The 26,977-nt window shown below is 56.5% G+C and carries 21 protein-coding genes and 4 tRNA genes; 18 read left to right on the forward strand and 7 right to left on the reverse strand.

Going from position 1 to position 26,977, the window contains the following annotated elements; translation table 11 throughout:
- Positions 1–28: 28 nt before the first annotated feature.
- Positions 29–1,513 carry a guanosine-5'-triphosphate,3'-diphosphate diphosphatase gene (gene gppA / locus ACOYA6_RS22235; protein WP_422655433.1) on the reverse strand — a complete coding sequence of 495 codons (1,485 nt, stop codon included), beginning with the start codon at positions 1,511–1,513 and terminating at the stop codon, positions 29–31.
- A 5-nt stretch (positions 1,514–1,518) separates the two neighbouring features.
- Positions 1,519–2,784: an ATP-dependent RNA helicase RhlB gene (gene rhlB / locus ACOYA6_RS22240; protein WP_039031233.1), complete on the reverse strand. Its 1,266-nt coding sequence runs from the start codon at positions 2,782–2,784 to the stop codon at positions 1,519–1,521.
- A 144-nt stretch (positions 2,785–2,928) separates the two neighbouring features.
- On the opposite strand from rhlB, the gene trxA reads away from it, so the two are divergent.
- From trxA to ACOYA6_RS22325, 17 genes are all read left to right on the forward strand, one after another.
- Entirely contained in the window at positions 2,929–3,258 is a 330-nt protein-coding gene (gene trxA / locus ACOYA6_RS22245; RefSeq protein ID WP_006179218.1) for a thioredoxin TrxA, read from the forward strand.
- A 338-nt stretch (positions 3,259–3,596) separates the two neighbouring features.
- The gene (gene rho / locus ACOYA6_RS22250; protein ID WP_001054528.1) at positions 3,597–4,856 is read left to right on the forward strand and encodes a transcription termination factor Rho; all 1,260 of its coding nucleotides are present in this window, start codon (positions 3,597–3,599) and stop codon (positions 4,854–4,856) included.
- A 240-nt stretch (positions 4,857–5,096) separates the two neighbouring features.
- Positions 5,097–6,197: a UDP-N-acetylglucosamine--undecaprenyl-phosphate N-acetylglucosaminephosphotransferase gene (gene wecA, locus ACOYA6_RS22255; RefSeq protein WP_039031232.1), complete on the forward strand. Its 1,101-nt coding sequence runs from the start codon at positions 5,097–5,099 to the stop codon at positions 6,195–6,197.
- 12 nt (positions 6,198–6,209) lie between these two features.
- The gene (wzzE, locus tag ACOYA6_RS22260; RefSeq protein WP_039031231.1) at positions 6,210–7,256 is read left to right on the forward strand and encodes an ECA polysaccharide chain length modulation protein; all 1,047 of its coding nucleotides are present in this window, start codon (positions 6,210–6,212) and stop codon (positions 7,254–7,256) included.
- A gap of 57 nt (positions 7,257–7,313) precedes the next feature.
- Positions 7,314–8,444, forward strand: a complete 1,131-nt coding sequence (gene wecB / locus ACOYA6_RS22265) for a non-hydrolyzing UDP-N-acetylglucosamine 2-epimerase (protein WP_138370983.1) — start codon at positions 7,314–7,316, stop codon at positions 8,442–8,444.
- A complete protein-coding gene (wecC, locus tag ACOYA6_RS22270) occupies positions 8,441–9,703 on the forward strand; it encodes a UDP-N-acetyl-D-mannosamine dehydrogenase (RefSeq protein WP_422655434.1) in 1,263 nt (420 codons plus the stop codon). Before wecB ends, wecC begins: the two co-directional genes overlap by 4 nt.
- Positions 9,700–10,377: a dTDP-4-amino-4,6-dideoxy-D-galactose acyltransferase gene (gene rffC / locus ACOYA6_RS22275; RefSeq protein WP_422655435.1), complete on the forward strand. Its 678-nt coding sequence runs from the start codon at positions 9,700–9,702 to the stop codon at positions 10,375–10,377. Before wecC ends, rffC begins: the two co-directional genes overlap by 4 nt.
- A 4-nt stretch (positions 10,378–10,381) precedes the next feature.
- Positions 10,382–11,512: a dTDP-4-amino-4,6-dideoxygalactose transaminase gene (gene rffA, locus ACOYA6_RS22280; protein WP_422655436.1), complete on the forward strand. Its 1,131-nt coding sequence runs from the start codon at positions 10,382–10,384 to the stop codon at positions 11,510–11,512.
- A 1-nt stretch (position 11,513) separates the two neighbouring features.
- Complete coding sequence (gene wzxE, locus ACOYA6_RS22285) at positions 11,514–12,764, forward strand: lipid III flippase WzxE (protein ID WP_039031226.1); 1,251 nt, start codon at positions 11,514–11,516, stop codon at positions 12,762–12,764.
- Positions 12,761–13,840 (forward strand): TDP-N-acetylfucosamine:lipid II N-acetylfucosaminyltransferase, encoded by a 1,080-nt coding sequence (locus ACOYA6_RS22290; RefSeq protein WP_422655437.1) that lies wholly within the window; start codon positions 12,761–12,763, stop codon positions 13,838–13,840. The genes wzxE and ACOYA6_RS22290 overlap by 4 nt, the downstream gene beginning before the upstream one ends.
- The gene (gene wzyE, locus ACOYA6_RS22295) at positions 13,837–15,189 is read left to right on the forward strand and encodes an ECA oligosaccharide polymerase (protein WP_422655438.1); all 1,353 of its coding nucleotides are present in this window, start codon (positions 13,837–13,839) and stop codon (positions 15,187–15,189) included. Before ACOYA6_RS22290 ends, wzyE begins: the two co-directional genes overlap by 4 nt.
- 12 nt (positions 15,190–15,201) lie before the next feature.
- Positions 15,202–15,942, forward strand: a complete 741-nt coding sequence (wecG, locus tag ACOYA6_RS22300; RefSeq protein WP_138370977.1) for a lipopolysaccharide N-acetylmannosaminouronosyltransferase — start codon at positions 15,202–15,204, stop codon at positions 15,940–15,942.
- Between the two features lie 268 nt (positions 15,943–16,210).
- Positions 16,211–17,593 carry a bifunctional threonine/serine APC transporter ThrP gene (gene thrP, locus ACOYA6_RS22305; protein ID WP_422655439.1) on the forward strand — a complete coding sequence of 461 codons (1,383 nt, stop codon included), beginning with the start codon at positions 16,211–16,213 and terminating at the stop codon, positions 17,591–17,593.
- 106 nt (positions 17,594–17,699) lie between these two features.
- Positions 17,700–17,776, forward strand: a tRNA-Arg gene (locus tag ACOYA6_RS22310).
- Positions 17,777–17,840: 64 nt separating this feature from the next.
- Positions 17,841–17,916 (forward strand) — tRNA-His (locus tag ACOYA6_RS22315).
- 21 nt (positions 17,917–17,937) lie between these two features.
- Positions 17,938–18,023: transfer RNA gene (locus ACOYA6_RS22320), tRNA-Leu, on the forward strand.
- Positions 18,024–18,067: 44 nt separating this feature from the next.
- Positions 18,068–18,144, forward strand: a tRNA-Pro gene (locus ACOYA6_RS22325).
- Positions 18,145–18,645: 501 nt separating this feature from the next.
- Here the strand turns inward: ACOYA6_RS22325 and ACOYA6_RS22330 are convergent.
- From ACOYA6_RS22330 to hemC, 5 genes are all read right to left on the reverse strand, one after another.
- Positions 18,646–19,851, reverse strand: a complete 1,206-nt coding sequence (locus ACOYA6_RS22330; RefSeq protein WP_422655440.1) for an MFS transporter — start codon at positions 19,849–19,851, stop codon at positions 18,646–18,648.
- Between the two features lie 158 nt (positions 19,852–20,009).
- Positions 20,010–21,209, reverse strand: coding sequence for a protoheme IX biogenesis protein HemY (gene hemY / locus ACOYA6_RS22335; RefSeq protein ID WP_039031220.1), 1,200 nt, complete (start codon positions 21,207–21,209; stop codon positions 20,010–20,012).
- A gap of 2 nt (positions 21,210–21,211) precedes the next feature.
- Entirely contained in the window at positions 21,212–22,384 is a 1,173-nt protein-coding gene (hemX, locus tag ACOYA6_RS22340) for a uroporphyrinogen-III C-methyltransferase (protein ID WP_039031219.1), read from the reverse strand.
- A gap of 21 nt (positions 22,385–22,405) precedes the next feature.
- Positions 22,406–23,146 carry a uroporphyrinogen-III synthase gene (gene hemD / locus ACOYA6_RS22345; protein WP_039031218.1) on the reverse strand — a complete coding sequence of 247 codons (741 nt, stop codon included), beginning with the start codon at positions 23,144–23,146 and terminating at the stop codon, positions 22,406–22,408.
- Positions 23,143–24,084 carry a hydroxymethylbilane synthase gene (hemC, locus tag ACOYA6_RS22350; RefSeq protein WP_039031217.1) on the reverse strand — a complete coding sequence of 314 codons (942 nt, stop codon included), beginning with the start codon at positions 24,082–24,084 and terminating at the stop codon, positions 23,143–23,145. The genes hemD and hemC overlap by 4 nt, the downstream gene beginning before the upstream one ends.
- Before the next feature lie 344 nt (positions 24,085–24,428).
- Between hemC and cyaA the strand changes: the two genes are divergently transcribed.
- On the forward strand, positions 24,429–26,975 hold the full coding sequence (gene cyaA / locus ACOYA6_RS22355; protein WP_039031216.1) for a class I adenylate cyclase: 2,547 nt from the start codon (positions 24,429–24,431) through the stop codon (positions 26,973–26,975).
- Positions 26,976–26,977: the final 2 nt, after the last annotated feature.

A 26,977-nucleotide genomic window follows, 5' to 3' on the forward strand; every position in this document is an offset into this window, starting at 1 on the left:
AGCGTAGCGCTGCCGGGCAGAGTGGTGGTTAGTGGACTTCAAGCACCCAGTGGACGTAGCTCTGCCACTGACACTCCTGCATCAGCATTTCGGCACCCAGCGGGTGCGTATCCAGCCAGTTTTCCGGCAGGGTTAGCGTCAGCGTTTCACCTTCCGCCATCAGCGTGATGGCCGGCAGTAAATCATCCCGGCGACGGCTGGCAAACAGGATCGCCAGACGCAGCAGGCGGCACAGATGTTCCGCCACGCGTGGCGGTACCGCGTTTTGCTGGTGGAGCGAAGAGAGATCGACAGGGTTGGTCTGGTTTAACAGCAGCGTGGCCAGGAGTTTCTTTTGCGCAGGGGTAAAACCCGGCAAATCGAGATTGCGAACCAGATACGCCGCGTGCAGCGGTGCCTGCTTGAAGTCGACGCTCAGGCCAATTTCATGCAGCTGACAGGCGCTAATCAGTAATTCGCGACAGATCGGCTCAATATGCCACTCGTTTTCGACCATATCGAGGAAATGGTCGGCAAGATTGGCAACCCGGTGTGCCTGAGCAATATCGACCATAAACCGACGCTGAATGTTGCGCAGGGTGTGGTCGCGAATATCCTGGTCGACCGCCAGATGCAGCATGCCGTAGACAAGACCTTCACGCAGCGCGCCGCCCGCAAGCGTCATGCATTGAATGTTCAGTTCGGTGAAAATGGCAATCAGGATCGCCAGTCCGCTGGGGAATACCAGGGCGCGCTCAAGGGTGAGGCCTTCAATTTCCAGCTCTTCCAGGCGGCCACAGAGGATCGCGCGCTGTTTTAACTGCTGAAGTTTCGCCAGCGTGATGCGCTCATCCATCCCCTGCGCCATCATGATTTCCTGCAGCGCCTGAACGGTGCCGGAAGCACCCACGCAGACTTTCCAGCCGTGATAGCGCAGCTCATCCGCCACCGGACGCAGCACTTCGCGTGCGGCTTTTTCCGCCTCATCGAAGTTTTCCTGAGCCAGATTGCGATCGGTGAAGTAGCGTTCAAGCCAGGTGACGCAGCCCATGGATAAGCTGTTCAGGGATGTCGCCTGGGCGCCATTTCCGGTAACCAGTTCAGTGCTTGCGCCACCGATATCCACCACCAGACGACGCTCATCACCGCCCGTGGTATGCGCCACACCCTGATAAATCAGGCGGGCTTCTTCTTCACCGCTGATCACCTGTATCGGGCAACCGAGGATTTGCTGGGCGGTAGCAATAAACTCTCCGGCATTCACCGCCAGACGCAGGGTTGCGGTGGCGACAACGCGGATTTGCTGAGGTGGGATATCCTGCAGACGTTCGGCAAACAGGCGCAGGCATTGCCAGCCGCGCTCCATGGCCTCTGGCGAGAGCTGATTATCAGCACTCAGGCCCGCCGCGAGGCGGACCTTGCGCTTAATACGCGTCAGCGTTTGTACACTTCCCGCTACCTCGCGTACAACCAGCATATGAAAACTATTTGAACCTAAATCAATAGCTGCATAAAGCGAGGTAGACCGGAGCATATTATTTAGCCTGAACGACGACGATTACGCGGTGCGCTGTTACGGCGCGGGCCATTGCCGGAACGGGCGCGGGTCAGGCGCTTCGGCGGTGGAAGTTCGCTTAACAGCGCTTCCGGATTGTACTTGCTCTGCGGAATTGAGTGCCCGATATAGGTCTCAATCGCTGGCAGGTTCAGCGCGTACTCTTCACAGGCCAGGCTGATGGAGTGACCGCTGGCGCCCGCACGACCGGTACGACCTATACGGTGAACGTAATCTTCGCAATCATCCGGCAGGTCATAGTTGAAGACGTGCGTTACCGCCGGGATGTGCAGACCACGTGCGGCGACGTCCGTTGCAACCAGAATATCCAGATCGCCACGGGTGAACTCTTCAAGAATGCGCAGACGTTTTTTCTGTGCGACATCGCCGGTCAACAGACCAACGCGGTGTCCATCCGCAGCCAGGTGGCCCCAGATATCTTCGCAACGGTGTTTGGTGTTGGCGAAAACGATCGCGCGATCTGGCCACTCTTCTTCAATCAGCGTTTGCAGTAAACGCATTTTCTCTTCGTTAGAAGGGTAGAAGAGCTCTTCTTTAATACGGTGGCCGGTTTTCTGTTCCGGTTCCACTTCAACGTATTCGGCGTTGTTCATCTGTTCGAACGCCAGTTCACGGACGCGGTAAGACAGCGTTGCCGAGAACAGCATGTTCAGACGCTGGTTAGCGGCAGGCATGCGGCGGAACAGCCAGCGGATATCTTTGATAAAGCCCAGATCGTACATACGATCGGCTTCGTCCAGTACCACAACCTGGATAGCGCCGAGGTTAATGTGGTTCTGTTTCGCGTAATCGATAAGACGGCCAGTGGTGCCGATCAGGATATCGACGCCGCTCTCCAGCACTTTCAGCTGTTTGTCATAACCGTCGCCGCCGTAGGCCAGGCCGAGCTTCAGGCCAGTAGCCTGCGCCAGCGGTTCTGCGTCAGCATGGATCTGTACCGCCAGTTCTCGCGTCGGCGCCATAATCAGCGCGCGCGGTTGGTTAACTTTGCGGTCATCAATTGCCGGATGAGAAAGTAAATAATGAAACGTTGACGTCAGAAACGCCATCGTTTTGCCGGTACCGGTTTGCGCCTGCCCTGCAACATCGCGGCCCGCCAGCGTCAGCGGAAGGGCGAGAGCCTGAATGGGCGTGCAGTTATGAAACCCTTTATTTTCAAGGGCTTCGATGACTTTTGGGTGCAGGGCGAAGTCGGAAAACTTCTGTTCTGTTAAATGTGTTTTGCTCATAGTGTGGTAGAATATCAGCTATCTATTGCTTTACGAAAGCGTATCCGGTGAAATAAAGTCAACCTTTAGTTGGTTAATGCTACATCAACAGGTCGTTGATGAAAGCGAGATCAACGCACCAGGCTTATTCCTGTGGAGTTATATATGAGCGATAAAATTATTCACCTGACTGACGACAGTTTTGACACGGACGTACTTAAAGCTGACGGGCTGATCCTCGTCGATTTCTGGGCTGAATGGTGTGGTCCTTGCAAAATGATCGCCCCGATTCTGGATGAGATCGCCGACGAATATCAGGGCAAACTGACCGTGGCTAAACTGAACATCGACCAGAACCCGGGCACCGCGCCAAAATATGGCATCCGCGGCATCCCGACTCTGCTGCTGTTTAAAAACGGTGAAGTGGCAGCGACCAAAGTGGGCGCACTGTCCAAAGGTCAGCTGAAAGAGTTCCTGGACGCCAACCTGGCGTAAGGTTCTCGTCTGTGCGTCCAGGGTTTCTAAATTGTTTGGATCTCTGGACGCCCGGCTAGAGTCGTGCTAAGTTACCTATGACTTCGTTTTAAACATACCTTGTTGTTTGAATCTTGTTTTACCCGATACTTCCCGTTGTTTCCTTTTAAACAGTGCGTGAAGTGGATAGATTCCGGGCTTGTCACTCAATCCGTCTTGTCGTTTCAGTTCTGTGCTTTCCCTGTGACCAGACAGCGAACAGACATGAGTTGATGGCCGTTAACAGGCATGGATGACCCTGCCATACCATTCACAAATTAAGTTCGAGTATCACCCCGAGTTTAAGAACCCACACCATTATGAATCTTACCGAATTAAAGAATACGCCGGTTTCTGAGCTGATCACTCTCGGCGAAAATATGGGACTGGAAAACCAGGCCCGTATGCGCAAGCAGGACATCATTTTTGCCATCCTGAAGCAGCACGCAAAGAGTGGCGAAGATATCTTTGGCGACGGTGTGCTGGAGATATTGCAGGACGGATTTGGTTTCCTCCGCTCTGCAGACAGCTCCTACCTCGCCGGTCCTGATGATATCTACGTTTCCCCCAGCCAAATCCGCCGTTTCAACCTCCGCACTGGTGACACCATTTCAGGTAAGATTCGTCCTCCTAAAGAGGGTGAACGCTACTTTGCGCTGTTGAAAGTTAACGAAGTTAACTACGACAAACCAGAAAACTCGCGCAATAAGATCCTGTTTGAAAACTTAACGCCGCTGCACGCGAACTCTCGCCTGCGCATGGAGCGTGGTAACGGGTCTACCGAAGACTTAACCGCTCGCGTTCTGGATCTGGCATCTCCAATTGGTCGTGGTCAGCGTGGTCTGATTGTTGCGCCGCCAAAAGCAGGTAAAACCATGCTGCTGCAGAACATCGCGCAGAGCATCGCTTACAACCACCCAGACTGCGTGCTGATGGTACTGCTGATTGACGAACGTCCGGAAGAAGTTACCGAGATGCAGCGTCTGGTGAAAGGTGAAGTGGTTGCGTCTACCTTTGACGAACCGGCTTCCCGCCACGTTCAGGTTGCTGAAATGGTTATCGAGAAGGCGAAGCGTCTGGTTGAGCACAAAAAAGACGTTATTATCCTGCTCGACTCTATTACCCGTCTGGCGCGTGCCTACAACACCGTGGTCCCGGCTTCCGGTAAAGTACTGACCGGTGGTGTGGATGCCAACGCCCTGCATCGTCCGAAGCGTTTCTTCGGTGCTGCGCGTAACGTGGAAGAGGGCGGTAGCCTGACCATCATCGCAACTGCGCTGATCGACACCGGTTCGAAGATGGATGAAGTTATTTACGAAGAGTTTAAAGGTACAGGCAACATGGAACTGCACCTCTCCCGTAAAATCGCTGAAAAACGCGTCTTCCCGGCTATCGATTACAACCGTTCCGGTACCCGTAAAGAAGAGCTGCTCACCACTCAGGAAGAGCTGCAGAAAATGTGGATCCTGCGCAAAATTATCCATCCAATGGGTGAAATCGACGCTATGGAGTTCCTCATTAACAAGCTGGCGATGACCAAAACTAACGATGATTTCTTCGATATGATGAAACGCTCGTAAAGTAAATAAAGCGCCGAAACGCCACGTTTTTACGTGGCGTTTTTCTTTTATGACTTATACGCTGTAAACGTAAGCTGTCAAATTATACTGCCGGGGACGAAAATCGGAATGTTCGTCAAAGCAGAAAAGTAATTGTCTGAAAAATAAACAAAGGGACTTGGGTGAGGCCTGCTTTTTCCTTCTGGAGCTGAGCCTTCAAGGTTATACTTCCGGGATTAACATTTGTTGAGAGCATCCATTGTGAATCTACTCACTGCGGTGACTGAGCTAATCAGTATTTTTCTTTTCACCACCTGCTTTTTATTCCTCGCCCGTAAGGTGGCGAAGAGAGTAGGACTGGTGGATAAGCCCAATTATCGTAAACGCCATCAAGGCTTGATTCCGCTGGTTGGTGGGATCTCTGTTTACGCGGGTATCTGCTTCACCTTCAGCATTGCGGATTATTATATCCCTCATGCGGCCCTCTATCTGGCCTGTGCCGGTGTGCTGGTGCTGGTCGGGGCGCTGGACGACCGATACGACATCAGCGTCAAATTCCGTGCCGCGGTTCAGGCGGCTATTGGCGTCATTATGATGGTGGTGGGGAAGCTGTACCTCAGCAGCCTCGGCTACATCTTTGGCACCTGGGAGATGGTACTGGGGCCATTCGGCTACTTCCTGACGCTGTTTGCCGTGTGGGCGGCGATTAACGCCTTTAACATGGTGGACGGCATCGACGGCCTGCTCGGCGGGCTCTCAAGCGTCTCGTTCGCGGCTATCGGTATCATCCTGTGGTTCGACGGCCAGTACAGCCTGTCGATGTGGTGCTTCGCGATGATCGCCGCCATTCTGCCTTATATCTGTCTTAACCTCGGTGTGCTGGGGCGTCGCTACAAAGTCTTTATGGGCGATGCCGGAAGTACGCTGATTGGTTTTACCGTTATCTGGATCCTGCTGGAAACCACCCAGGGTAATACCCATCCCATCAGTCCGGTGACGGCTCTGTGGATTATTGCCATTCCGCTGATGGATATGGTGGCGATTATGTACCGCCGTTTGCGCAAAGGGATGAGCCCGTTCTCCCCGGACCGCCAGCATATTCACCATCTTATTATGCGCGCAGGCTTCACCTCACGTCAGGCATTTGTCCTCATTACGCTGGCCGCTGCGCTGTTAGCCGGGATTGGCGTTGCCGCAGAATACGCGCATTTCATTCCTGAATGGGTAATGTTGGTATTATTCTTGCTTGCATTTTTCCTGTACGGCTACTGTATTAAACGTGCATGGAAAGTGGCGCGCTTTATTAAACGTGTAAAACGCCGTATGCGTAGAAATGGTAATAACCCAACTTTAACTAAGTAAATCGGGACTGTAATGACTCAACCGTTGGCGGGAGCAAAATCAGTGGTAACTGAGAATGAGCTGGATGTTCGTGGCTTGTTCCGCGTGTTATGGGCGGGCAAGTTTTGGATTGCAGGTATTGCGCTGGGCTTTGCACTTATCGCCCTGGCTTATACCTTTTTCGCCAGACAAGAGTGGAGCGCGACGGCAATTACCGACCGTCCTACGGTGAACATGCTCGGAGGCTTCTACTCTCAGCAACAGTTTCTGCGTAACCTGGATGTAAAAGCAAATCCGGCCTCCGCTGACCAGCCTTCAGTGATGGATGAGTCCTACAAAGAGTTCGTTATGCAGCTCGCCTCCTGGGATACGCGCCGCGATTTCTGGAACCAGACCGACTATTTCAAACAGCGGATGGTCGGCAACAGCAAAGCGGATGCGGCCCTGCTGGATGAACTGATCAACAACATTCAGTTTATGGCGGGCGACCCGCTGCGCAACATCAACGATAGCGTCAAGCTGATCGCTGAAACCGCGCCGGATGCGAATAACCTGCTGCGTCAGTACGTTGCTTTCGCCAGCCAGCGTGCGGCAAGCCATCTTAATGATGAGCTGAAAGGTGCCTGGTCGGCGCGTACCGTACAGACGAAAGCCCAGGTCAAACGTCAGGAAGAGGTGGCGAAAGCTATCTTTAATCGTCGGGTGCATAACATCGAGCAGGCGCTGAAGATTGCCGAAAAGAGCAATATCTCCCGCAGCGAAACCGACGTGCCTGCCGATGAACTGCCAGATTCTGAAATGTTCCTGCTGGGCCGTCCTATGCTCCAGGCGCGCCTGGAAAATCTGCAGGCCGTAGGGCCAGATTTTGATCTCGATTACGACCAGAACCGCGCCATGCTCACGACCCTCAACGTCGGTCCGACACTGGACCCACGTTTTCAGACCTATCGTTATTTGCGTACACCTGAAGAACCTGTAAAACGCGATAGTCCACGTCGCGCATTCCTGATGATTATGTGGGGGATTGTGGGTGCTTTAATTGGCGCAGGCGTGGCATTAACCCGTCGTCGCAAAATTTAAGAACGCCATCTACGATGAAGGCTGCTGGCCTTCATCGCTTAATCGAAGAGAATCGATGTGAAAGTACTCACCGTCTTTGGTACAAGGCCGGAAGCCATCAAGATGGCGCCTCTGGTTCATGCGCTCGCAAACGATCCTTATTTTGAGGCGAAAGTTTGCGTTACCGCGCAGCATCGGGAGATGCTGGATCAGGTCCTTAAACTCTTTTCCATTGTTCCCGACTACGACCTCAATATTATGAAGCCGGGGCAAGGATTAACTGAAATCACCTGCCGTATTCTGGAAGGGTTAAAGCCTATTCTGGAGTCGTTCAGACCGGATGTGGTGCTGGTGCATGGCGATACCACCACTACCATCGCCACCAGTCTGGCGGCGTTCTATCAACGTATTCCGGTTGGTCATGTCGAAGCCGGCTTACGTACCGGGGATCTCTCCTCTCCGTGGCCTGAAGAGGCCAACCGGACCCTGACCGGCCATCTGGCGATGTATCACTTTGCGCCAACCGAAAATTCCCGGCAGAACCTGCTGCGTGAAAACGTCAACGACCAGCATATTTTTGTCACTGGCAATACGGTGATCGACGCGCTGATCTGGGTGCGCGACCGGGTGCTGGCGAACGAGAGCCTGCGCGGACACCTGGCCGAGCAGTATCCCTTCCTCGCCAACGGTAAAAAGATGATTCTGGTCACCGGGCACCGGCGGGAAAGCTTTGGTCAGGGCTTTGAGCAAATTTGCCATGCGCTGGCCGAAATCGCCGCGCAGAACGAAGATGTCCAGATCGTCTATCCGGTGCATCTGAACCCTAACGTCAGCGAGCCGGTTAATCGCATCCTGGGGCACGTCAAAAACGTCATACTTATTGAGCCGCAGGACTATCTGCCTTTCGTCTGGCTGATGAACCATGCCTGGCTGATCCTGACGGATTCAGGCGGTATTCAGGAAGAAGCCCCTTCACTCGGGAAACCGGTGCTGGTGATGCGTGAAACCACCGAGCGTCCTGAAGCGGTTAAAGCGGGAACGGTCAGACTGGTGGGCACCGATTCGCGAACCATCGTCGAAGAGGTGACGCGCCTGCTGCACAACAACGAAGAGTATCAGGCCATGAGCCGGGCCCATAATCCGTATGGTGATGGCCAGGCCTGTGACCGTATTTTGTTCGCACTCAAACACAATCGGGTATCGCTATGAGTTTTACTACCATTTCTGTCATTGGTCTTGGCTATATCGGGCTGCCAACGGCGGCGGCATTTGCCTCCCGTCAAAAACAGGTAGTGGGTGTTGATATCAACCAGCATGCGGTTGCGACCATCAACAAAGGTGAAATTCATATCGTTGAGCCGGACCTCGACAAGGTAGTAAAAACCGCCGTTGAAGGGGGATACCTGAAGGCCAGCACCACGCCGGTGGTCGCCGATGCCTATCTCATCGCCGTGCCGACGCCGTTTAAGGGCGATCACGAGCCGGATATGGTGTATGTCGAAGCGGCAGCGAAATCTATCGCCCCGGTGTTAAAGAAAGGCGCACTGGTGATCCTCGAGTCCACTTCGCCGGTGGGTGCCACCGAGCAGATGGCCGAGTGGCTGGCGGAGGCCCGCCCGGACCTGACCTTCCCGCAGCAGGCGGGCGAGCAGGCCGATATCAACGTCGCCTACTGTCCGGAGCGCGTGCTGCCGGGGCAGGTGATGGTCGAGCTGATTAAAAACGATCGCGTGATTGGCGGGATGACCCCGGTCTGTTCCGCCCGCGCCAGCGAGCTGTACAACATCTTCCTGGAAGGCGAATGTGTGGTAACCAACTCCCGCACCGCCGAAATGTGCAAACTGACTGAAAACAGCTTCCGCGACGTCAACATCGCGTTTGCCAATGAACTGTCGCTCATCTGTGCCGATCAGGGGATTAACGTCTGGGAACTGATTCGCCTCGCGAACCGCCATCCGCGCGTCAATATCCTGCAACCGGGACCGGGCGTGGGCGGTCACTGTATCGCGGTCGACCCGTGGTTTATCGTGGCGCAGAACCCGCAGCAGGCGCGTCTTATCCGTACCGCCCGCGAAGTAAACGACAGCAAACCTCACTGGGTACTGAATCAGGTGAAAGCCACGGTGGCAGATTACCTGACCCAGAGCGGCAAGCGGGCCAGTGAAGTGACCATCGCCTGTTTTGGTCTGGCCTTTAAGCCGAACATTGACGATCTGCGTGAAAGCCCGGCGATGGAAATTGCCGAAATGATTGCCCAGTGGCACAGCGGCGAAACCCAGGTGGTTGAACCCAATATCCACGAGCTGCCAAAAAAACTGGCTGGCCACTGCACCCTGGTAAGCGTTGATGATGCGCTGGCCACCGCCGATGTGCTGGTGCTGCTGGTGGATCACAGCGAGTTTAAAGCCATCAAGGGCGAGGCTGTGCGTCAGGATTATATCGTTGATACCAAAGGTGTCTGGCGTTGAGCCAGCTCTTCGGCGAATTACAGCCGCTGGCGTGGGAGAGTGAGTTTTTTGCCCTCCCCACGGCGATTGTGCGCCTCTCTGATGATGCGCCGTTGCTGGCGGCCTCCGGTTTAGACGCCTGGCAGCGGGTGCAGGCCAAAATTCCGGCCACCCGCGCCGACTGGCTGGATGCGCTGCAGCAGCTGGGGTTCAGGCTGGTAGAAGGCGAAGTCGATCTTGCCATTACCGTAACGCAGCATGCCTGCCCGGGTGCTGTACCCGCAACCGAACAGGATATTCCGGCGCTGCGCCAGCAGGCCGCGCAGGCCTTTGCCCGGAGCCGCTTTCGCGCGCCCTGGTACGCCCCGGACGACAGCGGCCGCTTCTATGCCCAGTGGATCGAAAATGCGGTAAAAGGCACCTTCGACCATCTTTGCCTCGTGTTCCGTGCGCCGGATGGTGCCATCGAGGGCTTTGTCTCCCTGCGTGAGCTCAGCGACGACGAGGCGCGTATCGGCCTGCTGGCCGGGCGCGGCATGGGCGAAAAGTTAATGCAGGCGGCGCTGCACTGGGCGCAGCAACAGCAGATTTCTACTTTGCGGGTGGCGACCCAGATGGGCAACACCGCCGCGCTTAAACGTTACATCGCAAGCGGCGGCAACATCGAATCGACCGCTTACTGGCTATACAGGTGACAAGATGATCCCATTTAATGCGCCTCCTGTGGTGGGCACCGAACTCGATTACATGCAGTCTGCGATGGGCAGCGGCAAACTTTGTGGCGATGGCGGTTATACACGTCGTTGCCAGCAGTGGATGGAGCAGCGTTTCCAGAGTCCTAAAGTTCTGCTGACCCCGTCCTGCACGGCGTCGCTGGAGATGGCGGCGCTGCTGCTTGATCTGGGTCCCGGTGATGAAGTGATCATGCCGAGCTATACCTTCGTCTCTACCGCCAACGCCTTCGTGCTGCGCGGGGCAAAAATCGTCTTTGTGGATATCCGCCCGGATACCATGAACATCGACGAGACGCTGATTGAAGCGGTGATCACCGACAAAACCCGCGCCATCGTGCCGGTTCACTATGCCGGTGTGGCGTGTGAGATGGACACCATCATGGCGATTGCCAAAAAGCACAACCTGTTCGTGGTGGAAGACGCCGCCCAGGGGGTGATGTCCACCTACAAAGGCCGCGCGCTGGGCACCATCGGGCACATTGGCTGCTTCAGCTTCCACGAAACCAAAAACTACACCGCGGGCGGTGAAGGCGGGGCGACGCTGATTAACGATCGTGCCCTGGTGGAGCGTGCAGAGATCATCCGTGAGAAAGGCACCAACCGCAGCCAGTTCTTCCGCGGGCAGGTGGATAAGTACACCTGGCGCGATATTGGCTCCAGCTACCTGATGGCGGATCTGCAGGCGGCGTACCTTTGGGCCCAGCTGGAGGCGGCAGACCGCATCAACCAGCAGCGTCTGGCCCTGTGGCAGACCTATCACGATGCCCTGGCCCCGCTGGCGCGCAAAGGCCGTATCGAACTGCCGACCATCCCGGCGGACTGCGTGCACAACGCCCATATGTTCTACATCAAGCTGCGGGATAACGACGATCGCAGCGCGCTTATCGCGTATCTGAAAGAGGCTGAGATCCTGGCGGTGTTCCACTATATTCCGCTGCACTCCAGCCCGGCGGGCGAAGCCTTTGGCGAGTTCGTGGGTGAAGATCGCTTCACCACGAAAGAAAGTGAGCGGTTACTCCGCTTACCGCTGTTCTACAACCTCGCTGCGGTTAACCAGCGCACGGTGATTAATACCCTTCTGAGTTATTTCGGCTGATATGTCTCTGGCGAAAGCATCGGTGTGGACCGCCGCGTCCACACTCGTCAAGATCGGCGTGGGATTGCTGGTCGTAAAACTGCTGGCCGTCTCCTTTGGTCCTTCCGGTGTCGGGCAGGCGGGTAACTTCCGCCAGCTGGTTACCGTACTGGGCGTACTGGCCGGGGCGGGGATCTTCAACGGCGTGACCAAGTACGTCGCGCAGTATCATGACGATGCGGCGCAGCTGCGCACGGTTGTCGGCACCTCATCGGCGATGGTACTGGGCTTTTCCACCCTGCTGGCGGTCATCTTTTTACTGGCGGCGGCGCCCATCAGTCAGGGCCTGTTTGGTCATCCAAATTATCAGGGCCTGGTGCGGCTGGTGGCGCTGGTTCAAATGGGCATCGCCTGGGCGAACCTGCTGCTGGCGCTGATGAAGGGCTTTCGCGATGCCGCGGGCAATGCGCTGGCGCTGATTATCGGCAGCGTAATTGGGGTCATTGCCTATTACTTCTGCTACCGGCTGGGCGGCTACGAAGGCGCGCTGCTGGGACTGGCGCTGGTGCCAGCGCTGGTGGTTGTTCCGGCGGCCTTTATGCTGATGCGCAGGGGCACCATTCCGCTGCACTATCTCAAGCCCAAATGGGACAACATCCTCGCGGGCCAACTGGGCAAATTTACCCTGATGGCGCTCATCACCTCCGTCACCCTGCCGGTGGCCTATGTGATGATGCGAAACCTGCTGGCGGCGCACTACAGCTGGGATGAAGTGGGGATCTGGCAGGGGGTCAGCAGTATCTCCGATGCCTACCTGCAGTTTATTACCGCCTCCTTTAGCGTCTACCTGCTGCCAACCCTGTCTCGTCTGACGGCGCGGCAGGAGATCACCCGCGAAATTCTCCGCTCGCTGCGCTTCGTATTACCGGCGGTCGCGGTGGCCAGTTTTACCGTCTGGTTGCTGCGCGATGTCGCCATCTGGCTGCTGTTCTCTGACAAATTTACCGCGATGCGCGATCTGTTCGCCTGGCAGCTGGTGGGGGATGTGCTGAAAGTAGGCGCTTACGTCTTTGGCTATCTGGTGATCGCTAAGGCGTCGCTGCGACTCTATATCCTGGCGGAAATCAGCCAGTTTGCGTTGCTCACCGCATTCTCGCACTGGCTGATCCCTGCGCACGGCGCGCTGGGGGCGGCTCAGGCCTACATGGCCACCTACATTGTCTATTTTGCTGCCTGTTGCGGCGTCTTTTTACTTTGGCATAAACGCGCATGACTGCACTGATTCACGTCCTGGGATCGGATATCCCACATCATAACCAGACCGTACTGCGGTTCTTCAACGATGAACTGGCACCCGGCAGCGCGCTGGCCCGCGAATTTATGGTGGTGGGCAAGGACACCGGCCTTGGCGCCGCCTGCCCGGCACTGCAGCTGACCTTCTGGCCGGACAAAGCCTCGCTTGCGAAAGCGGTGATCGCCAAAGCCAAAGCGAATCGTCAGCAGCGTTTCTTTTTCCACGGGCAGTTTAATACCGGCCTGTGGCTGGCATTGCTGAACGGCGGGATCAAGCCCGCGCAGTTTAACTGGCATATCTGGGGCGCTGATCTGTATGAAGTCTCCCGGGGCTGGAAATTCCGTCTCTTCTACCCGCTGCGGCGCATGGCGCAGGGCCGGGTGGGTTGTATCTTTGCCACCCGCGGCGATCTGAACTACTTCGCGAAACAGCATCCGAACGTGCGCGGCGAGCTGCTCTATTTCCCGACCCGCATGGACCCGGCGCTGAACGGTTTAGCCAGTGACGTGAAACGCGAGGGCAAGCTGACGATTCTGGTGGGCAACTCCGGGGATCGCAGCAACGAGCACGTTGCGGCTCTGAAGGCGGTACATCAGCAATTTGGCGATACGGTCAACGTGATCGTGCCGATGGGCTATCCTGCTAATAACGCTGCGTACATCGATGAAGTCCGTCAGAGCGGGCTGGCGCTGTTCAGCGCTGACAACCTGCAGATCCTCAGCGATAAGCTGGCCTTTGACGACTACCTGGCGCTGTTGCGCCAGTGCGATCTGGGCTATTTTATCTTTGCGCGCCAGCAGGGGATTGGCACGCTGTGTCTGCTGATCCAGGCGGGCGTACCCTGCGTGCTTAATCGCGAAAACCCGTTCTGGCAGGATATGGCTGAGCAGCACATTCCGGTGCTGTTCACCACGGATGACCTGAACGAAGAGGTGGTGCGTGAAGCCCAGCGACAGCTGGCGCAGGTGGATAAAAACGCCATCGACTTCTTCAGCCCGAACTACCTCACGCCGTGGCATCAGGCGCTGCGGATCGCCTCAGGAGAGAATGCATGAGCCAGTTGCAATTTAGCGGCCTGCTGGTCATCTGGCTTCTGAGCAGCTTGTTTATCGCCACCCTGACGTGGTTCGAGTTCCGCCGGGTGCGCTTCAACTTTAACGTCTTCTTCTCGCTGCTGTTTCTGCTGACCTTTTACTTCGGCTTCCCGCTGACCAGCATTCTGGTCTTCCGCTTCGATGTGGCCGTCGTCCCGCCGGAGATCCTGATGCAGGCGCTGCTGTCGGCCACCTGCTTCTATGGGGTCTATTACGTCGCCTATAAGACGCGGCTAAAACCGGCCAGCAGCAACGTGTCGCGACGGCCGCTGTTCACCATGAACCGGGTCGAGACGCACCTGGCCTGGATGATGCTGATGGGGATTGCCCTTGTCACCGTCGGTATCTTCTTCATGCACAACGGATTTTTGCTGTTTAAGCTGCACTCTTACAGCCAGATCTTCTCCAGCGAAGTCTCCGGCGTGGCGCTCAAGCGCTTCTTCTATTTCTTCATTCCGGCGATGCTGGTGGTCTATTTTCTGCGTCAGGATGCCCGGGCGTGGCTGTTCTTCCTGGTCAGCACCGTGGCGTTTGGCCTGCTGACCTACATGATTGTCGGCGGCACGCGCGCGAACATCATTATCGCCTTCGCCATCTTCCTGTTTATCGGCATTATTCGCGGCTGGATCTCGCTGTGGATGTTGGCGGCTGCGGGCGTGATGGGGATCGTGGGGATGTTCTGGCTGGCGCTGAAGCGCTATGGCATGGACGTCAGCGGCGACGAGGCGTTTTACACCTTTCTGTACCTCACCCGCGACACCTTCTCGCCGTGGGAAAACCTGGCCCTGCTGCTGCAGAACTACGACAAAATCGACTTCCAGGGGCTGGCGCCCATCGTGCGCGATTTTTATGTCTTTATCCCCACCTGGCTGTGGCCGGACAGGCCCGGCGTGGTGCTGAACACCGCGAACTACTTTACCTGGGAAGTGCTGAACAACCACTCCGGACTGGCGATTTCACCGACGCTGATCGGCTCGCTGGTGGTGATGGGCGGCGGCTGGTTTATCCTGCCTGGCGCCATTGCCGTGGGGCTGATTATCAAGTGGTTCGACTGGCTCTATACCCTGGGCAATCAGGAGACCAATCGCTATAAGGCAGCGATTTTGCATAGTTTCTGTTTCGGTGCCATTTTCAATATGATCGTGCTGGCGCGAGAAGGACTGGATTCGTTCGTCTCCCGCGTGGTCTTTTTCATGGTGGTTTTTGGCGTCTGTCTGCTGCTGGCGAAGCTGCTGTACTGGCTGCTCGACAGCGCCGGGTTAGTGCATAAGCGCGAACCGGCTGGCGGCAGGGCGCTTTCGCGAGTCTGAGTAAGGATAATAATGACTGACAATACCTCTGCACCGCAGTATGACCTGCGGGGGCTGAAGCTGATCGGCTGGCGTGATATGCAGCATGCGCTGGACTATCTGTGCGCCGGGGATGGGATCAAAACCGGCACGCTGGTGGCCATCAATGCAGAAAAAATGCTTACCATTGAGGATAACGCCCAGGTGCGGGATCTTATCGAAGCGGCCGAGTTTAAATACGCTGACGGGATCAGCGTGGTTCGCTCCGTGCGTAAGAAATATCCGTCTGCCAATATCTCCCGCGTGGCAGGTGCCGATCTCTGGGAAGCGCTGATGGCGCGGGCGGGCGCAGACGGCACGCCGGTGTTTCTCGTCGGCGGCAAGCCTGAGGTGCTGGCGCAAACCGAGCAGAAACTGCGTGCGCAGTGGCAGGTGAATATCGTCGGTAGCCAGGACGGTTATTTCAGCGCGGACGATCAGCAGGCGCTGTTTGCCCGCATTCGTGACAGCGGAGCGAAGATCGTCACCGTCGCCATGGGGTCTCCGCGCCAGGAGATCCTGATGCGCGACTGCCGCCTGGTCTACCCGGACGCGCTCTATATGGGCGTGGGCGGCACCTATGATGTCTTTACCGGCCATGTGAAGCGTGCGCCAAAAGTGTGGCAGAACCTGGGGCTGGAGTGGCTGTATCGTCTGTTATCCCAGCCCAGCCGCATCACCCGCCAGCTACGTCTGCTGCGTTATCTCGGCTGGCACTACTCAGGACGGCTTTAATATCTTATTAGCAGCGCGATATGCTGTTCGCGCTGCAACTCACCTGCAAACATGCTGCTTTTATGTGCAATACATTCATTTTTTTAACGCATCGTTTGCCATTTCACAAAATTTAAGAAACCATTCCCCCCCGTCACTACCGTACCAGGCTGTTTTTGCATCAACCGTTAACATAAACGGTCCATTACGCACAGCCTGTGATAGCGCATCTGTACCTATAACAATAACCGGCTAAGGCCGGGAGAGTCGCAAGCACAACCGAGGATTTATGGCAGAGAAAAAACCGGAGCTTCAGCGTGGGCTGGAAGCTCGTCATATTGAACTTATCGCCCTTGGCGGGACGATTGGCGTGGGCCTGTTTATGGGCTCCGCCAGCACCCTGAAATGGGCCGGGCCGTCGGTCCTGCTGGCGTATATCATCGCCGGGCTGTTCGTCTTCTTTATCATGCGCTCCATGGGCGAGATGTTGTTCCTTGAACCGGTCGCCGGTTCGTTTGCCGTCTATGCGCACCGCTACATGAGCCCGTTTTTTGGCTATCTCACGGCGTGGTCGTACTGGTTTATGTGGATGGCGGTGGGGATATCAGAGATAACCGCCATCGGGGTCTACGTGCAGTTCTGGTTCCCGGAGATGGCGCAATGGATACCCGCGCTGATCGCCGTGGGGCTGGTGGCGCTGGCGAACCTGGCCGCCGTGCGTCTGTACGGTGAGATCGAGTTCTGGTTCGCGATGATCAAAGTCACCACCATTATCGTGATGATTGTCATCGGCGTGGGGGTGATTTTCTTCGGTTTGGGTAACGGCGGCCAGGCGATTGGCTTTAGTAATCTGACTGAACACGGCGGCTTCTTTGCCGGCGGCTGGAAAGGCTTCCTGACCGCGCTCTGTATCGTGGTGGCGTCCTATCAGGGCGTTGAGCTGATTGGGATTACTGCCGGTGAAGCGAAAAATCCGCAGGTGACCCTGCGCAGCGCGGTAGGCAAGGTGCTGTGGCGTATCCTGATCTTCTACGTGGGCGCGATTTTCGTCATCGTCACTATCTTCCCGTGGAATGAGATTGGCAGTAACGGTAGCCCGTTCGTGCTGACCTTTGCCAAAATTGGCATTACCGCGGCGGCGGCGATTATCAACTTTGTGGTGCTGACGGCGGCGCTGTCCGGCTGTAACAGCGGCATGTACAGCTGCGGACGTATGCTCTACGCCCTGGCGAAAAATCGCCAGCTTCCGGCGGCGGTGGGCAAAGTCTCCCGCGCGGGCGTGCCGGTGGCGGGTGTAGCCATTTCTATTGTCATCCTGCTGGTGGGGTCATGCCTGAACTACATCATCCCGAACCCGCAGCGTGTCTTTGTTTACGTGTACAGCGCCAGCGTTCTGCCGGGCATGGTACCGTGGTTTGTGATCCTGATAAGCCAGCTGCGTTTTCGCCAGGCACACAAAAAAGCGATTGCCAGCCATCCGTTCCGCTCCATTCTGTTCCCGTGGGCGAACTACGTAACGATGGCGTTCCTGATCTGCGTGCTGATCGGCATGTACTTCAACGAAGACACCCGCATGTCGCTGTATGTCGGAATGATCTTCCTGGCCGCCGTGAGCGCGGGATATAAGCTTTTTGGCCTGGGTCGCCACATAGATCGGACAAAAACGCAGTAATATGCGGCAAAGTGCGCAAAGTCTAAGCAAACGCGCATTTATTTTTAAAAAAGCACTAGACAGCAGACCGAGACCTCCGTAATATCCAGCCCCGCAACGGCGCTAAGCGCCCGTAGCTCAGCTGGATAGAGCGCTGCCCTCCGGAGGCAGAGGTCTCAGGTTCGAATCCTGTCGGGCGCACCATTTACCCGGTGCTCGAGCTGCGGTGGTCTGTGAAGTAGGCAGAACCGCGTGAAAGAATACAGTGGTGGCTATAGCTCAGTTGGTAGAGCCCTGGATTGTGATTCCAGTTGTCGTGGGTTCGAATCCCATTAGCCACCCCATTATTTAAAGAGTTGTGAATTGCGAAGGTGGCGGAATTGGTAGACGCGCTAGCTTCAGGTGTTAGTGTCCTTAGGATGTGGGGGTTCGAGTCCCCCCCCTCGCACCACGACTTTTAATGAATTGAACTAAAAATTCAAAAAAGCAGTATTTCGGCGAGTAGCGCAGCTTGGTAGCGCAACTGGTTTGGGACCAGTGGGTCGGAGGTTCGAATCCTCTCTCGCCGACCAATTTTGAACCCCGCTTCGGCGGGGTTTTTTGTTTTCTGTCATTCCTGCCACTGTTGTTTATTGCCGACAGCGATATGCTGGCCTGTCGTGAATAAGTGACACTTAACTCTTTGAAATATAAAAATATATCCCTTTAGCGTTATGGGCGTCTCTTCCAGGAGACAGTTTCCCGTATTTGTCGAAGCATTCTGCTGCCTGTTTACCGCCTTACAGGGATAATTTCCTTTTATCTTAAAAAGTTGGGATACATACAACTTCGGGATGCAACTTTGGCACGTTGCGTGCAATAATCTACCTGTAGATGCTCATTCCACCTCTTATGTTCGCCTTAGCGCCTCATAAACTCCGGAATGACGCAGAGCCATTTACGGTGCTTATCGTCCACTGACAGATGTCGCTTCGGCCTCATCAAACACCATGGGCACAACGTTGAGTGAAGCACCACAAGTTGTCAAACAGACCTGTTTAACGCCTGCTTTTTAGCAGGCGTTTTTTTATGCCTTATCTGCGGTATCGCATCATGATCCCCACCACAATCAGCAAGGCACCGCCTGAAACGCCGTACAGCGCTTCTACCGGTCCCAGCGCGTCAGCCGCCACGGCAGTGACGCAGGTAGAGAGGGCAGCGCTGATGGTTTGCCATCGCCATGCCTTACCGCTGGCAGCAGAGACTTGCGCTGCCTGAAAGCTACTCAATACGCTGTAGGTTCCGGCCGCAAAGACGATATTAGAGGCCAGATGGGCGATAAATACGACCCCCAGCGCCTGCATCCCGGGCAACAGCGGGATCGCGCCATACGAGAGTAAAAACAGCCCCAGGCAGGCCAGCAGACGGCGGTTTTGTCCGGCGTAGCGGGCCAGGCTTTCTCTTTTGAGCAGTAGCGGGCCGCACAGTTGCCCCATGCTGCGGGCAAACAGCAGAGGCAGAGCCAGACCGGTGGCATCATCCGGTTCAATGTGCTGCGCCAGGGCAGGCAACAGCGCCATGGCAGGCGATCCCACTGCGGCGAGTGCCGGGAGCAATAACAGGCTGCGCTTTTGCTGCGAAACCAGCGTCTGCCAGCGTACCGCCACCGGTTTTTCTGCTTCGGCTGCGTGCTCGGGTGCCAGAGAGGGTAACGCCTTGCCCGTGAGTACTAACATCAGCAGCGAGCCGGCAAAGGTGAGCGCGTCGATCCCCACCAAAGCCAGCACAGGCAGATGGTGAAACAGCACGATGCCCAGCCCCGTCCCGACCAATACCTGCGAAGCAAAAATCATATTCTCCAGACAGGTGGCCGCAGGCAGTTCGGCTTCTGACAGGCCGCGTCTGAACAGCAGGGTCAGGGCTGGCCAGGTCATGCCCATCAGAAAGGCCTCGGTAGACTGTACCGCCAGCAGCGCCGTAACGCTGTGATACTGAATACCCAGCAGAGGGAACAGCAGGGCGAGCAGACCCAGCCCCTCCGTCAGCAGCAGCAGGTGGACAGGGGAATAGCGCATACAGAGATTTTCCCCGACGAGGCTGCCGAGAAACCCCGGCAGGGTGGCAAACAGGTATGCCATTGTCAGTAAGGATGCGGGTGCCTGCCAGTCAAGCAGCAGGCCAAAGACCATCACCTGGGTTAAGCCATTGCCCAGCGAGGTAAAAAGAAAAGCGCAGGCCAGCAGGCGCAGCCAGCGATGGCAGCGCAGCGCGTGAAAAAGCGCATACAGAAGCGTGTTCATGAAACGATCCTTTCAAAAACGATATAGTCCACGCCGTAAAAGGCGTGTGCAGAAAATTGTTTAATGAAAGGAGTTCGTTACATTGGCGGAGTCGGTCTCTGAAGATGATGCAAAGAATGTAGCAAATAAAAAAGGAGGCCGTCAGGCCTCCTGTTAAATTATTGTTGCGGAGGATTATTCTGTAGCGTCAGCAGCAGGCCATCGCGTCGCATCGCGGCGGCCTCTTCCGGCAGATGCAGCTTATCCAGCGTATCCGCCAGCCAGGCGTAGTCGAAGGCATCCGGGCGCTGTTTTAACGCGGCGCGGAAGGCGAGGCTGGCCTCTTTCCACTCGCCATGTCTTGCCAGCGACTGACCCAGGGTGCTCCACAGCAGAGGGCGATCGCCCACGGCTTTGATCTGCTGGCGAAGCATTTTTTCGATCTGCTCCGGATTATTGGTTTTCAGGCGCGGGATCACCATCACCAGACGATCGTCATACTGACGCTTCAGGCCATCAACGATGATGCTCTGGGCGGTATCATGATCGTCACACTCAATCAGATGCTCCGCCATGGCAACCTGCAGTGGCACCTGCTGACGGGTTTTGCGGCTCTGATTTTTCCACCACTCTTTCAGGCCATCGCTGCCCTGATCGGCACGCGCCTGGTCCATGAGACCAATCCAGGCCTGACGTTGCAGGCTGTCGCGCTGCTCTTCGTCTCCCACGTCGGCTTTCGCCATCGACGGGATGATATCCAGCAGCGAGCCCCAGGCGCCGGTGCGGATGTAGGCCTGCTCTGCCAGACGCAGCACTTCCGGATGGCGCGGGGTGATCTCCAGCAGGCGATCAACGCCGTGACGGGCGGCATGATTCTCGTTGCGCGCCAGCTGCAGGCGCACGCGGGTGATCTCAACCGGGATCGGGTCGTTTTCAGCAAGCTCAGCGGCGCGCTCCAGATGCTGATTGGCGCGCACTTCATCGCCGCGCTGCTGTGCAGCCTCTGCAGCCAGGAGATAGTTCACTACCGGTTGTTCAGCGTGATCGGCGTTCTTCGACATCAGCTTTTCAACCTGCTGATAGTCACCTTCAGCCAGCTTCAGCAGCGCCTGTTCGGTCTGCTTGCGGGCACGGCGGCGCTTGCGACCGACAAACCAGCTGCGGGTATGCGCGCCGGTACGGAAGATGCGGCGCAGGATCCATTCGATCGCCAGAAACGCCACCATCGCCAGGATCAGAATGATCACCAGGCCCGTGACGCTGGTTTCGATATTGTAGTTATCGGTCTGGATCAGCACGTAACCCTGATGACCTGCCAGGATAGGGCCGAGAACGATCCCTGCGATCAGCAGTGCGAAGAGTAACAGGACTTTTAACATAATTACTCTCCTTGCGGCGCGCTGTCAGGGGCCGGAGCCGGGGCAGGAGTCTGCGCCGCCGCTTCGCCCGGCTGTGCCAGCAGGTTACGCACGCGCGTCTGCATCAATTTCTCCAGAATCGGCTGGCTCTCCAGCTTATCCGGTACGTTCATGGTGATGTTCTGCTGGCTCAGCTTATCTACGTCTTCGAGGAAGGCCGTAGTAGTGGCGTCGTCGGTATCGTAGTAAGCGCGTACCCAGGTGGAGACGTTATCCAGCGCCTGCTTGTAGGTCTCTTCCTGATGACGCGGCACGGCCTGTGCGGCTACCAGCAGGCGTGAACGCAGGTTCTCGCGCAGGTAGACGTCCTGATTCGGGGCTAACAGCGGCACGGCGGTCTCATCGCGGCGGCGGACGGTGATAAAGCTGTCCATAAAGTTCTGCCAGCTTTTTTGCAGGTTGATACGCCACTCGCTCAGCGAACTGGAGAGTTCGCTGCTGTCGGAATCCATCGGGGAGTCGTCGTCATTATTGTCTGCCAGACGCAGGTTATCGATCTGGTTCGACAGCTGATTCACTTTCAGAATAATGCCGTCGTAATCCACCTGCGAAACGGTCGACAGGCTGGCGATATCCGCAGTGAGCGCGCGGCGGGCGGTAATCAGGCTCGGGTCGTTCATATCGCCCAGGCTGGCATCGGCGCTTTTCAGCAGCGCGGCAGCGGTGGTGACATCCTGATCGCTCCACAGCTTGCGTCCGGCCAGTTTAACCAGGAAATCAGCCTGCGCCAGCAGCCAGGTTTTGGCGTCGGTACCCGAAATAGCCGCCACTTTCTGCTGCATCTCATCCAGCTGTTTGACCAGCTCGTCCTGTTTGTGAGTGGCTGCAGCCAGCTGGTCGGCCTGCTGTTTGATGACGCCGTCCAGCTCGGTTTTCTGCGACTGCTGCGCCTGTTGTAAGGCGGTGATTTGCGTCACCAGCTCATCGTTCGTCGCAACCTGATTGGTCGCCTGTTTTTTCACCAGACCATACAGGCCCACGCCCGCGGCCAGCGCAATGGCGATGGCAATCGCGCTCAGCGCCAGACTGGTTTTATTGCTGCCATGCTTTTTCTCTGTCGTTTCTGGCTGTGGCGTGGTGTCCACAGTCTCCCTGGTCTCTTCAACCACGGCGGAGGATTTTTCTTGTTCCGTCATTATGGCTTCCCATTATGAGAGTTATTGTAATGCGCGCAGCAGCGCATCGTTGTCGGCGTTATCAGCGATCCGAATATCTTGCCAGCCCAGTTCCCGGGCGAGGTTCGCCAGACGCTCACTGACGACCAGAAGCCGACAGCGGAGTAACCAGTTTTCACGATACCATTGTGGGATGAGTGTCCAGAGCTGTTGCAGCATCTCCCCGCTGGTTACCACCAGGGTGGTGATGCCGCGAGCCTGCCAGCGCATCGCCTCTTCCGCACCGTCATAGTGTTTATGGCTACGTTGATAACATTCACAAAATGTCACTTCTGCTCCACGCTCACGCAGCGTGTCGCCCAGCAATTCTCGCCCACCGTTGCCACGCAAAATCAGCGCGCGCTTCCCCACAACAGTTTGTAATTCAGGTAATTGTAGCAACACTTCGCTGGTTTCCCGATCCAACGGATAGCGAATGTGCTGGCCGCTTTCGGTATGCAGCGCCAGGGCAGTGGTTCTGCCGATGGCGAAATAGCGCGGCGCATCAGGCCAGCGCTGGCCGTCCTGCTGCAGCCGGGCGTGGGCAAACTCCACGGCATGTTGTGACAGGGCAAACAGCAGATCGCCAGCCTGCAGCGCGCCAAGATGACCGGTGAGCTGGGGCAGCTCCCGGCCCGGAGAAAACTCAATCAGCGGAAAGCTCCACGCCACCTGCCCCAGTGCGCGCAGTCGGCTCACTAACTGATCTCCAGCGGGAGAAGGGCGGGTGACGAGTATACTCATGCCGGGGGTTCTCCATTATAGACGTCCGCGAGAATTTCACGGGCGCCGTTATTCAGCAGCTCTTCCGCCAGTGAAATCCCCAGCTGTTCTGCATCCTGTGGTTTACCGCGACGTTCGCCGCGCACCATCTGCGAACCGTCCGGCGCGCCAACCAGCGCGCGCAGCCACAGTTCGCCATCGGTTAATTCAGCATAGCTGCCAATCGGCACCTGACATCCCCCTTCAAGGCGGGTGTTCATGGCACGCTCCGCCTGAACGCGGATTGCGGTCTCGTCGTGATTGAGCGGCGCCAGCAGCGCATGGGTACGGGCGTCGTCGAGTCGGCACTCAATGCCCACCGCGCCCTGACCGACGGCCGGCAGCGACTGTTCCGGGGAGAGCGCCGCCTTAATACGCGACTCCAGGCCCAGGCGCTTCAGACCGGCAACCGCCAGAATAATGGCATCATATTCACCGTTATCCAGCTTGCCGAGACGGGTACCGACGTTACCGCGCAGGGAGCGGATGATCAGGTCCGGGCGGTACTCGGCCAGCTGGCACTGGCGGCGTAAACTTGATGTGCCAACAATGCTCCCCTGAGGCAGGGCATCCAGCGAGTCGTAGTGACTGGAGACAAAGGCATCGCGCGGATCCTCACGCTCGCAAATGGTGACCAGCCCCAGCCCTTCAGGGAAATCAACCGGGACGTCCTTCATAGAGTGGACCGCGATATCAGCACGACCGTCAAGCAGTGCCAGCTCAAGCTCTTTCACGAACAGGCCTTTACCGCCCACTTTCGCCAGAGGCGTATCAAGAATGACATCACCGCGCGTCACCATGGGCACCAGCTCTACACGCAAATCGGCATGACAGGCCTCGAGGCGCTGCTTAACATAATGTGCCTGCCAGAGCGCAAGGGGGCTTTGGCGTGTGGCAATTCTTAAAACATTGTCTAACATGCTTGTTACCGTCTTAATCGTCTGTTGACCATCCTAACATTGTTGTCTCAGCACTGTCAGGTTTACGGACGTTGAGGGGGACAGGACAAGGCTGCGATAGAAGTTGCCTGCTGCCGTATTCAGGAATTTACACGTACAGAACGGTGCTACACTTGTATGTAGCGCATCTTTCTTTACGGTCAAACGGCAAGGTGTTAAATTGATCACGTTTTAGACCATTTTTTCGTCTCCATGACCATAAAGATAAGGGCGAAAAAAGGCGACGGCTACTTTCGAAATACTGTGAACGCCTAATCCTCAGTCTGACTGGCGATTAGAGCCTTCTGAACATCAGGCGATACGTCTTGTACCTCTATATTGAGACTCTGAAACAGCGACTGGATGCCATCAATCAACTGCGCGTCGATCGTGCGCTTGCTGCCATGGGACCTGCTTTTCAACAGGTTTACAGTCTACTGCCGACATTGCTGCACTATCACCATCCGCTGATGCCGGGTTACCTTGACGGTAACGTTCCCAAGGGCATCTGCCTTTTCACGCCTGATGAAACCCAACAGCACTATCTGAAAGAGCTGGAACTCTATCGTGGCATGCCGGCACAAGAGTCCCCGAAAGGCGAACTGCCGATCACCGGCGTCTACACCATGGGCAGCACCTCTTCGGTGGGGCAAAGCTGTTCGTCGGATCTCGATATCTGGGTTTGCCATCAATCCTGGCTCGATAACGAAGAGCGCCAGCTGCTGCAGCGTAAATGCAGCCTGCTTGAGAGCTGGGCGGCATCGCTCGGTGTGGAAGTCAGCTTCTTCCTGATTGATGAAAACCGTTTCCGCCATAATGAAAGCGGCAGTCTGGGTGGTGAAGACTGCGGCTCGACTCAGCACATCCTGTTGCTGGATGAGTTTTACCGTACCGCCGTGCGCCTGGCCGGGAAGCGTATCCTGTGGAGTATGGTGCCGTGCGATGAAGAAGAGCACTACGACGACTACGTCATGAAGCTCTACGCCCAGGGTGTCCTGACGCCAAATGAATGGCTGGATCTGGGCGGCCTGAGTTCGCTGTCTGCGGAAGAGTACTTCGGTGCCAGCCTGTGGCAGCTGTATAAAAGTATCGATTCCCCGTATAAAGCAGTGCTGAAAACCCTGCTGCTCGAAGCCTATTCCTGGGAATACCCGACGCCGCGCCTGCTGGCGAAAGACATCAAACAGCGTCTGCATGATGGCGAGATCGTCTCTTACGGTCTTGATGCCTACTGCATGATGCTCGAGCGCGTTACCGAATACCTGAAAGCCATCGACGATCCCACCCGTCTGGATCTGGTCCGTCGATGTTTCTATCTCAAAGTGTGTGAGAAGCTCAGCCGCGAGCGCGCCTGCGTCGGCTGGCGTCGTGAAGTGGTCAGTCAGTTAGTCAAAGAGTGGGGATGGGACGAAGAGCGTCTTTCGATGCTTGATAACCGCGCCAACTGGAAGATCGATCAGGTGCGTGAGGCGCACAACGAGCTGCTCGATGCGATGATGCAGAGCTACCGTAACCTGATCCGCTTTGCCCGTCGTAACAACCTCAGCGTTTCCGCCAGCCCGCAGGACATCGGGGTGTTGACCCGTAAGCTGTACGCCGCGTTTGAAGCGCTACCGGGTAAAGTGACGCTGGTGAACCCGCAGATTTCGCCTGACCTGTCTGAACCGAACCTGACCTTTATCTATGTGCCGCCGGGCCGCGCGAACCGCACCGGGTGGTATCTCTACAACCGTGCGCCAAGCATGGATTCGATCATCAGCCATCAGCCGCTGGAATATAACCGCTACCTGAACAAGCTGGTGGCCTGGGCCTGGTTTAACGGCCTGCTGACCTCTCGCACGCGCCTGTTTATCAAAGGCAACGAGATTGTCGATTTAGCCAAATTGCAGGAAATGGTCGCCGACGTATCTCACCACTTCCCGCTGCGTCTGCCTGCGCCGACGCCAAAAGCGCTCTACAGTCCCTGCGAAATTCGCCATCTGGCGATTATCGTCAACCTGGAATATGACCCGACGGCGGCCTTCCGCAATCAGGTGGTCCATTTCGATTTCCGTAAGCTGGATGTGTTCAGCTTTGGCGAGCAGCAAAACTGCCTGGTGGGCAGCGTCGATCTGCTGTACCGCAACTCGTGGAACGAAGTGCGTACCCTGCACTTCAACGGCGAGCAGGCGATGATCGAAGCGCTGAAAACGATCCTCGGCAAGATGCATCAGGATGCCGCACCGCCGGACAGCGTCGAGGTGTTCTGCTACAGCCAGCATCTGCGCGGCCTGATCCGTACCCGCGTGCAGCAGCTGGTTTCCGAATGCATCGATCTGCGCCTCTCCAGCACCCGTCAGGAAACCGGGCGCTTCAAAGCGCTGCGCGTCTCCGGCCAGACCTGGGGCCTGTTCTTTGAACGCCTGAACGTCTCGGTGCAGAAACTGGAAAACGCCATCGAGTTCTACGGCGCTATTTCGCACAACAAGCTGCACGGTCTGTCGGTGCAGGTTGAGACCAACCACGTCAAACTGCCGCAGGTAGTGGACGGTTTTGCCAGCGAAGGGATTATTCAGTTCTTCTTTGAAGAGTCGGGGGATGACGCCGGGTTCAACATCTACATCCTCGATGAAACCAACCGCGCCGAAGTGTATCACCACTGTGAAGGCAGCAAAGAGGAGCTGGTGCGCGACGTCAGCCGCTTCTACTCCTCTTCACACGATCGCTTCACCTACGGCTCAAGTTTCATCAACTTCAACCTGCCGCAGTTCTATCAGATTGTGAAGGTGGATGGCCGTGCGCAGGTGATCCCGTTCCGCACCCAGGCCATTACGCCGGTCGTGCCTGACAGACAGGACGCCAGCACCCCGCTGTTGCAGCAGTATTTCTCCTGACG

This window comes from Leclercia barmai (genome assembly GCF_049312895.1).
Taxonomy (GTDB): domain Bacteria; phylum Pseudomonadota; class Gammaproteobacteria; order Enterobacterales; family Enterobacteriaceae; genus Enterobacter; species Enterobacter barmai.

Excerpts from the sequence above, each read along its gene's own strand:
- hemC (WP_039031217.1), bottom strand. The coding sequence starts at position 24,084 with ATGTTAGACAATGTTTTAAGAATTGCCACACGCCAAAGCCCCCTTGCG.
- ACOYA6_RS22330 (WP_422655440.1), bottom strand. The coding sequence starts at position 19,851 with ATGAACACGCTTCTGTATGCGCTTTTTCACGCGCTGCGCTGCCATCGC.
- trxA (WP_006179218.1), top strand. The coding sequence starts at position 2,929 with ATGAGCGATAAAATTATTCACCTGACTGACGACAGTTTTGACACGGAC.
- hemX (WP_039031219.1), bottom strand. The coding sequence starts at position 22,384 with ATGACGGAACAAGAAAAATCCTCCGCCGTGGTTGAAGAGACCAGGGAG.
- hemD (WP_039031218.1), bottom strand. The coding sequence starts at position 23,146 with ATGAGTATACTCGTCACCCGCCCTTCTCCCGCTGGAGATCAGTTAGTG.
- hemY (WP_039031220.1), bottom strand. The coding sequence starts at position 21,209 with ATGTTAAAAGTCCTGTTACTCTTCGCACTGCTGATCGCAGGGATCGTT.
- wecG (WP_138370977.1), top strand. The coding sequence starts at position 15,202 with ATGACTGACAATACCTCTGCACCGCAGTATGACCTGCGGGGGCTGAAG.
- gppA (WP_422655433.1), bottom strand. The coding sequence starts at position 1,513 with ATGCTCCGGTCTACCTCGCTTTATGCAGCTATTGATTTAGGTTCAAAT.
- wzxE (WP_039031226.1), top strand. The coding sequence starts at position 11,514 with ATGTCTCTGGCGAAAGCATCGGTGTGGACCGCCGCGTCCACACTCGTC.
- wecC (WP_422655434.1), top strand. The coding sequence starts at position 8,441 with ATGAGTTTTACTACCATTTCTGTCATTGGTCTTGGCTATATCGGGCTG.
- ACOYA6_RS22290 (WP_422655437.1), top strand. The coding sequence starts at position 12,761 with ATGACTGCACTGATTCACGTCCTGGGATCGGATATCCCACATCATAAC.
- rffA (WP_422655436.1), top strand. The coding sequence starts at position 10,382 with ATGATCCCATTTAATGCGCCTCCTGTGGTGGGCACCGAACTCGATTAC.
- rhlB (WP_039031233.1), bottom strand. The coding sequence starts at position 2,784 with ATGAGCAAAACACATTTAACAGAACAGAAGTTTTCCGACTTCGCCCTG.
- wzyE (WP_422655438.1), top strand. The coding sequence starts at position 13,837 with ATGAGCCAGTTGCAATTTAGCGGCCTGCTGGTCATCTGGCTTCTGAGC.
- rho (WP_001054528.1), top strand. The coding sequence starts at position 3,597 with ATGAATCTTACCGAATTAAAGAATACGCCGGTTTCTGAGCTGATCACT.
- wzzE (WP_039031231.1), top strand. The coding sequence starts at position 6,210 with ATGACTCAACCGTTGGCGGGAGCAAAATCAGTGGTAACTGAGAATGAG.
- thrP (WP_422655439.1), top strand. The coding sequence starts at position 16,211 with ATGGCAGAGAAAAAACCGGAGCTTCAGCGTGGGCTGGAAGCTCGTCAT.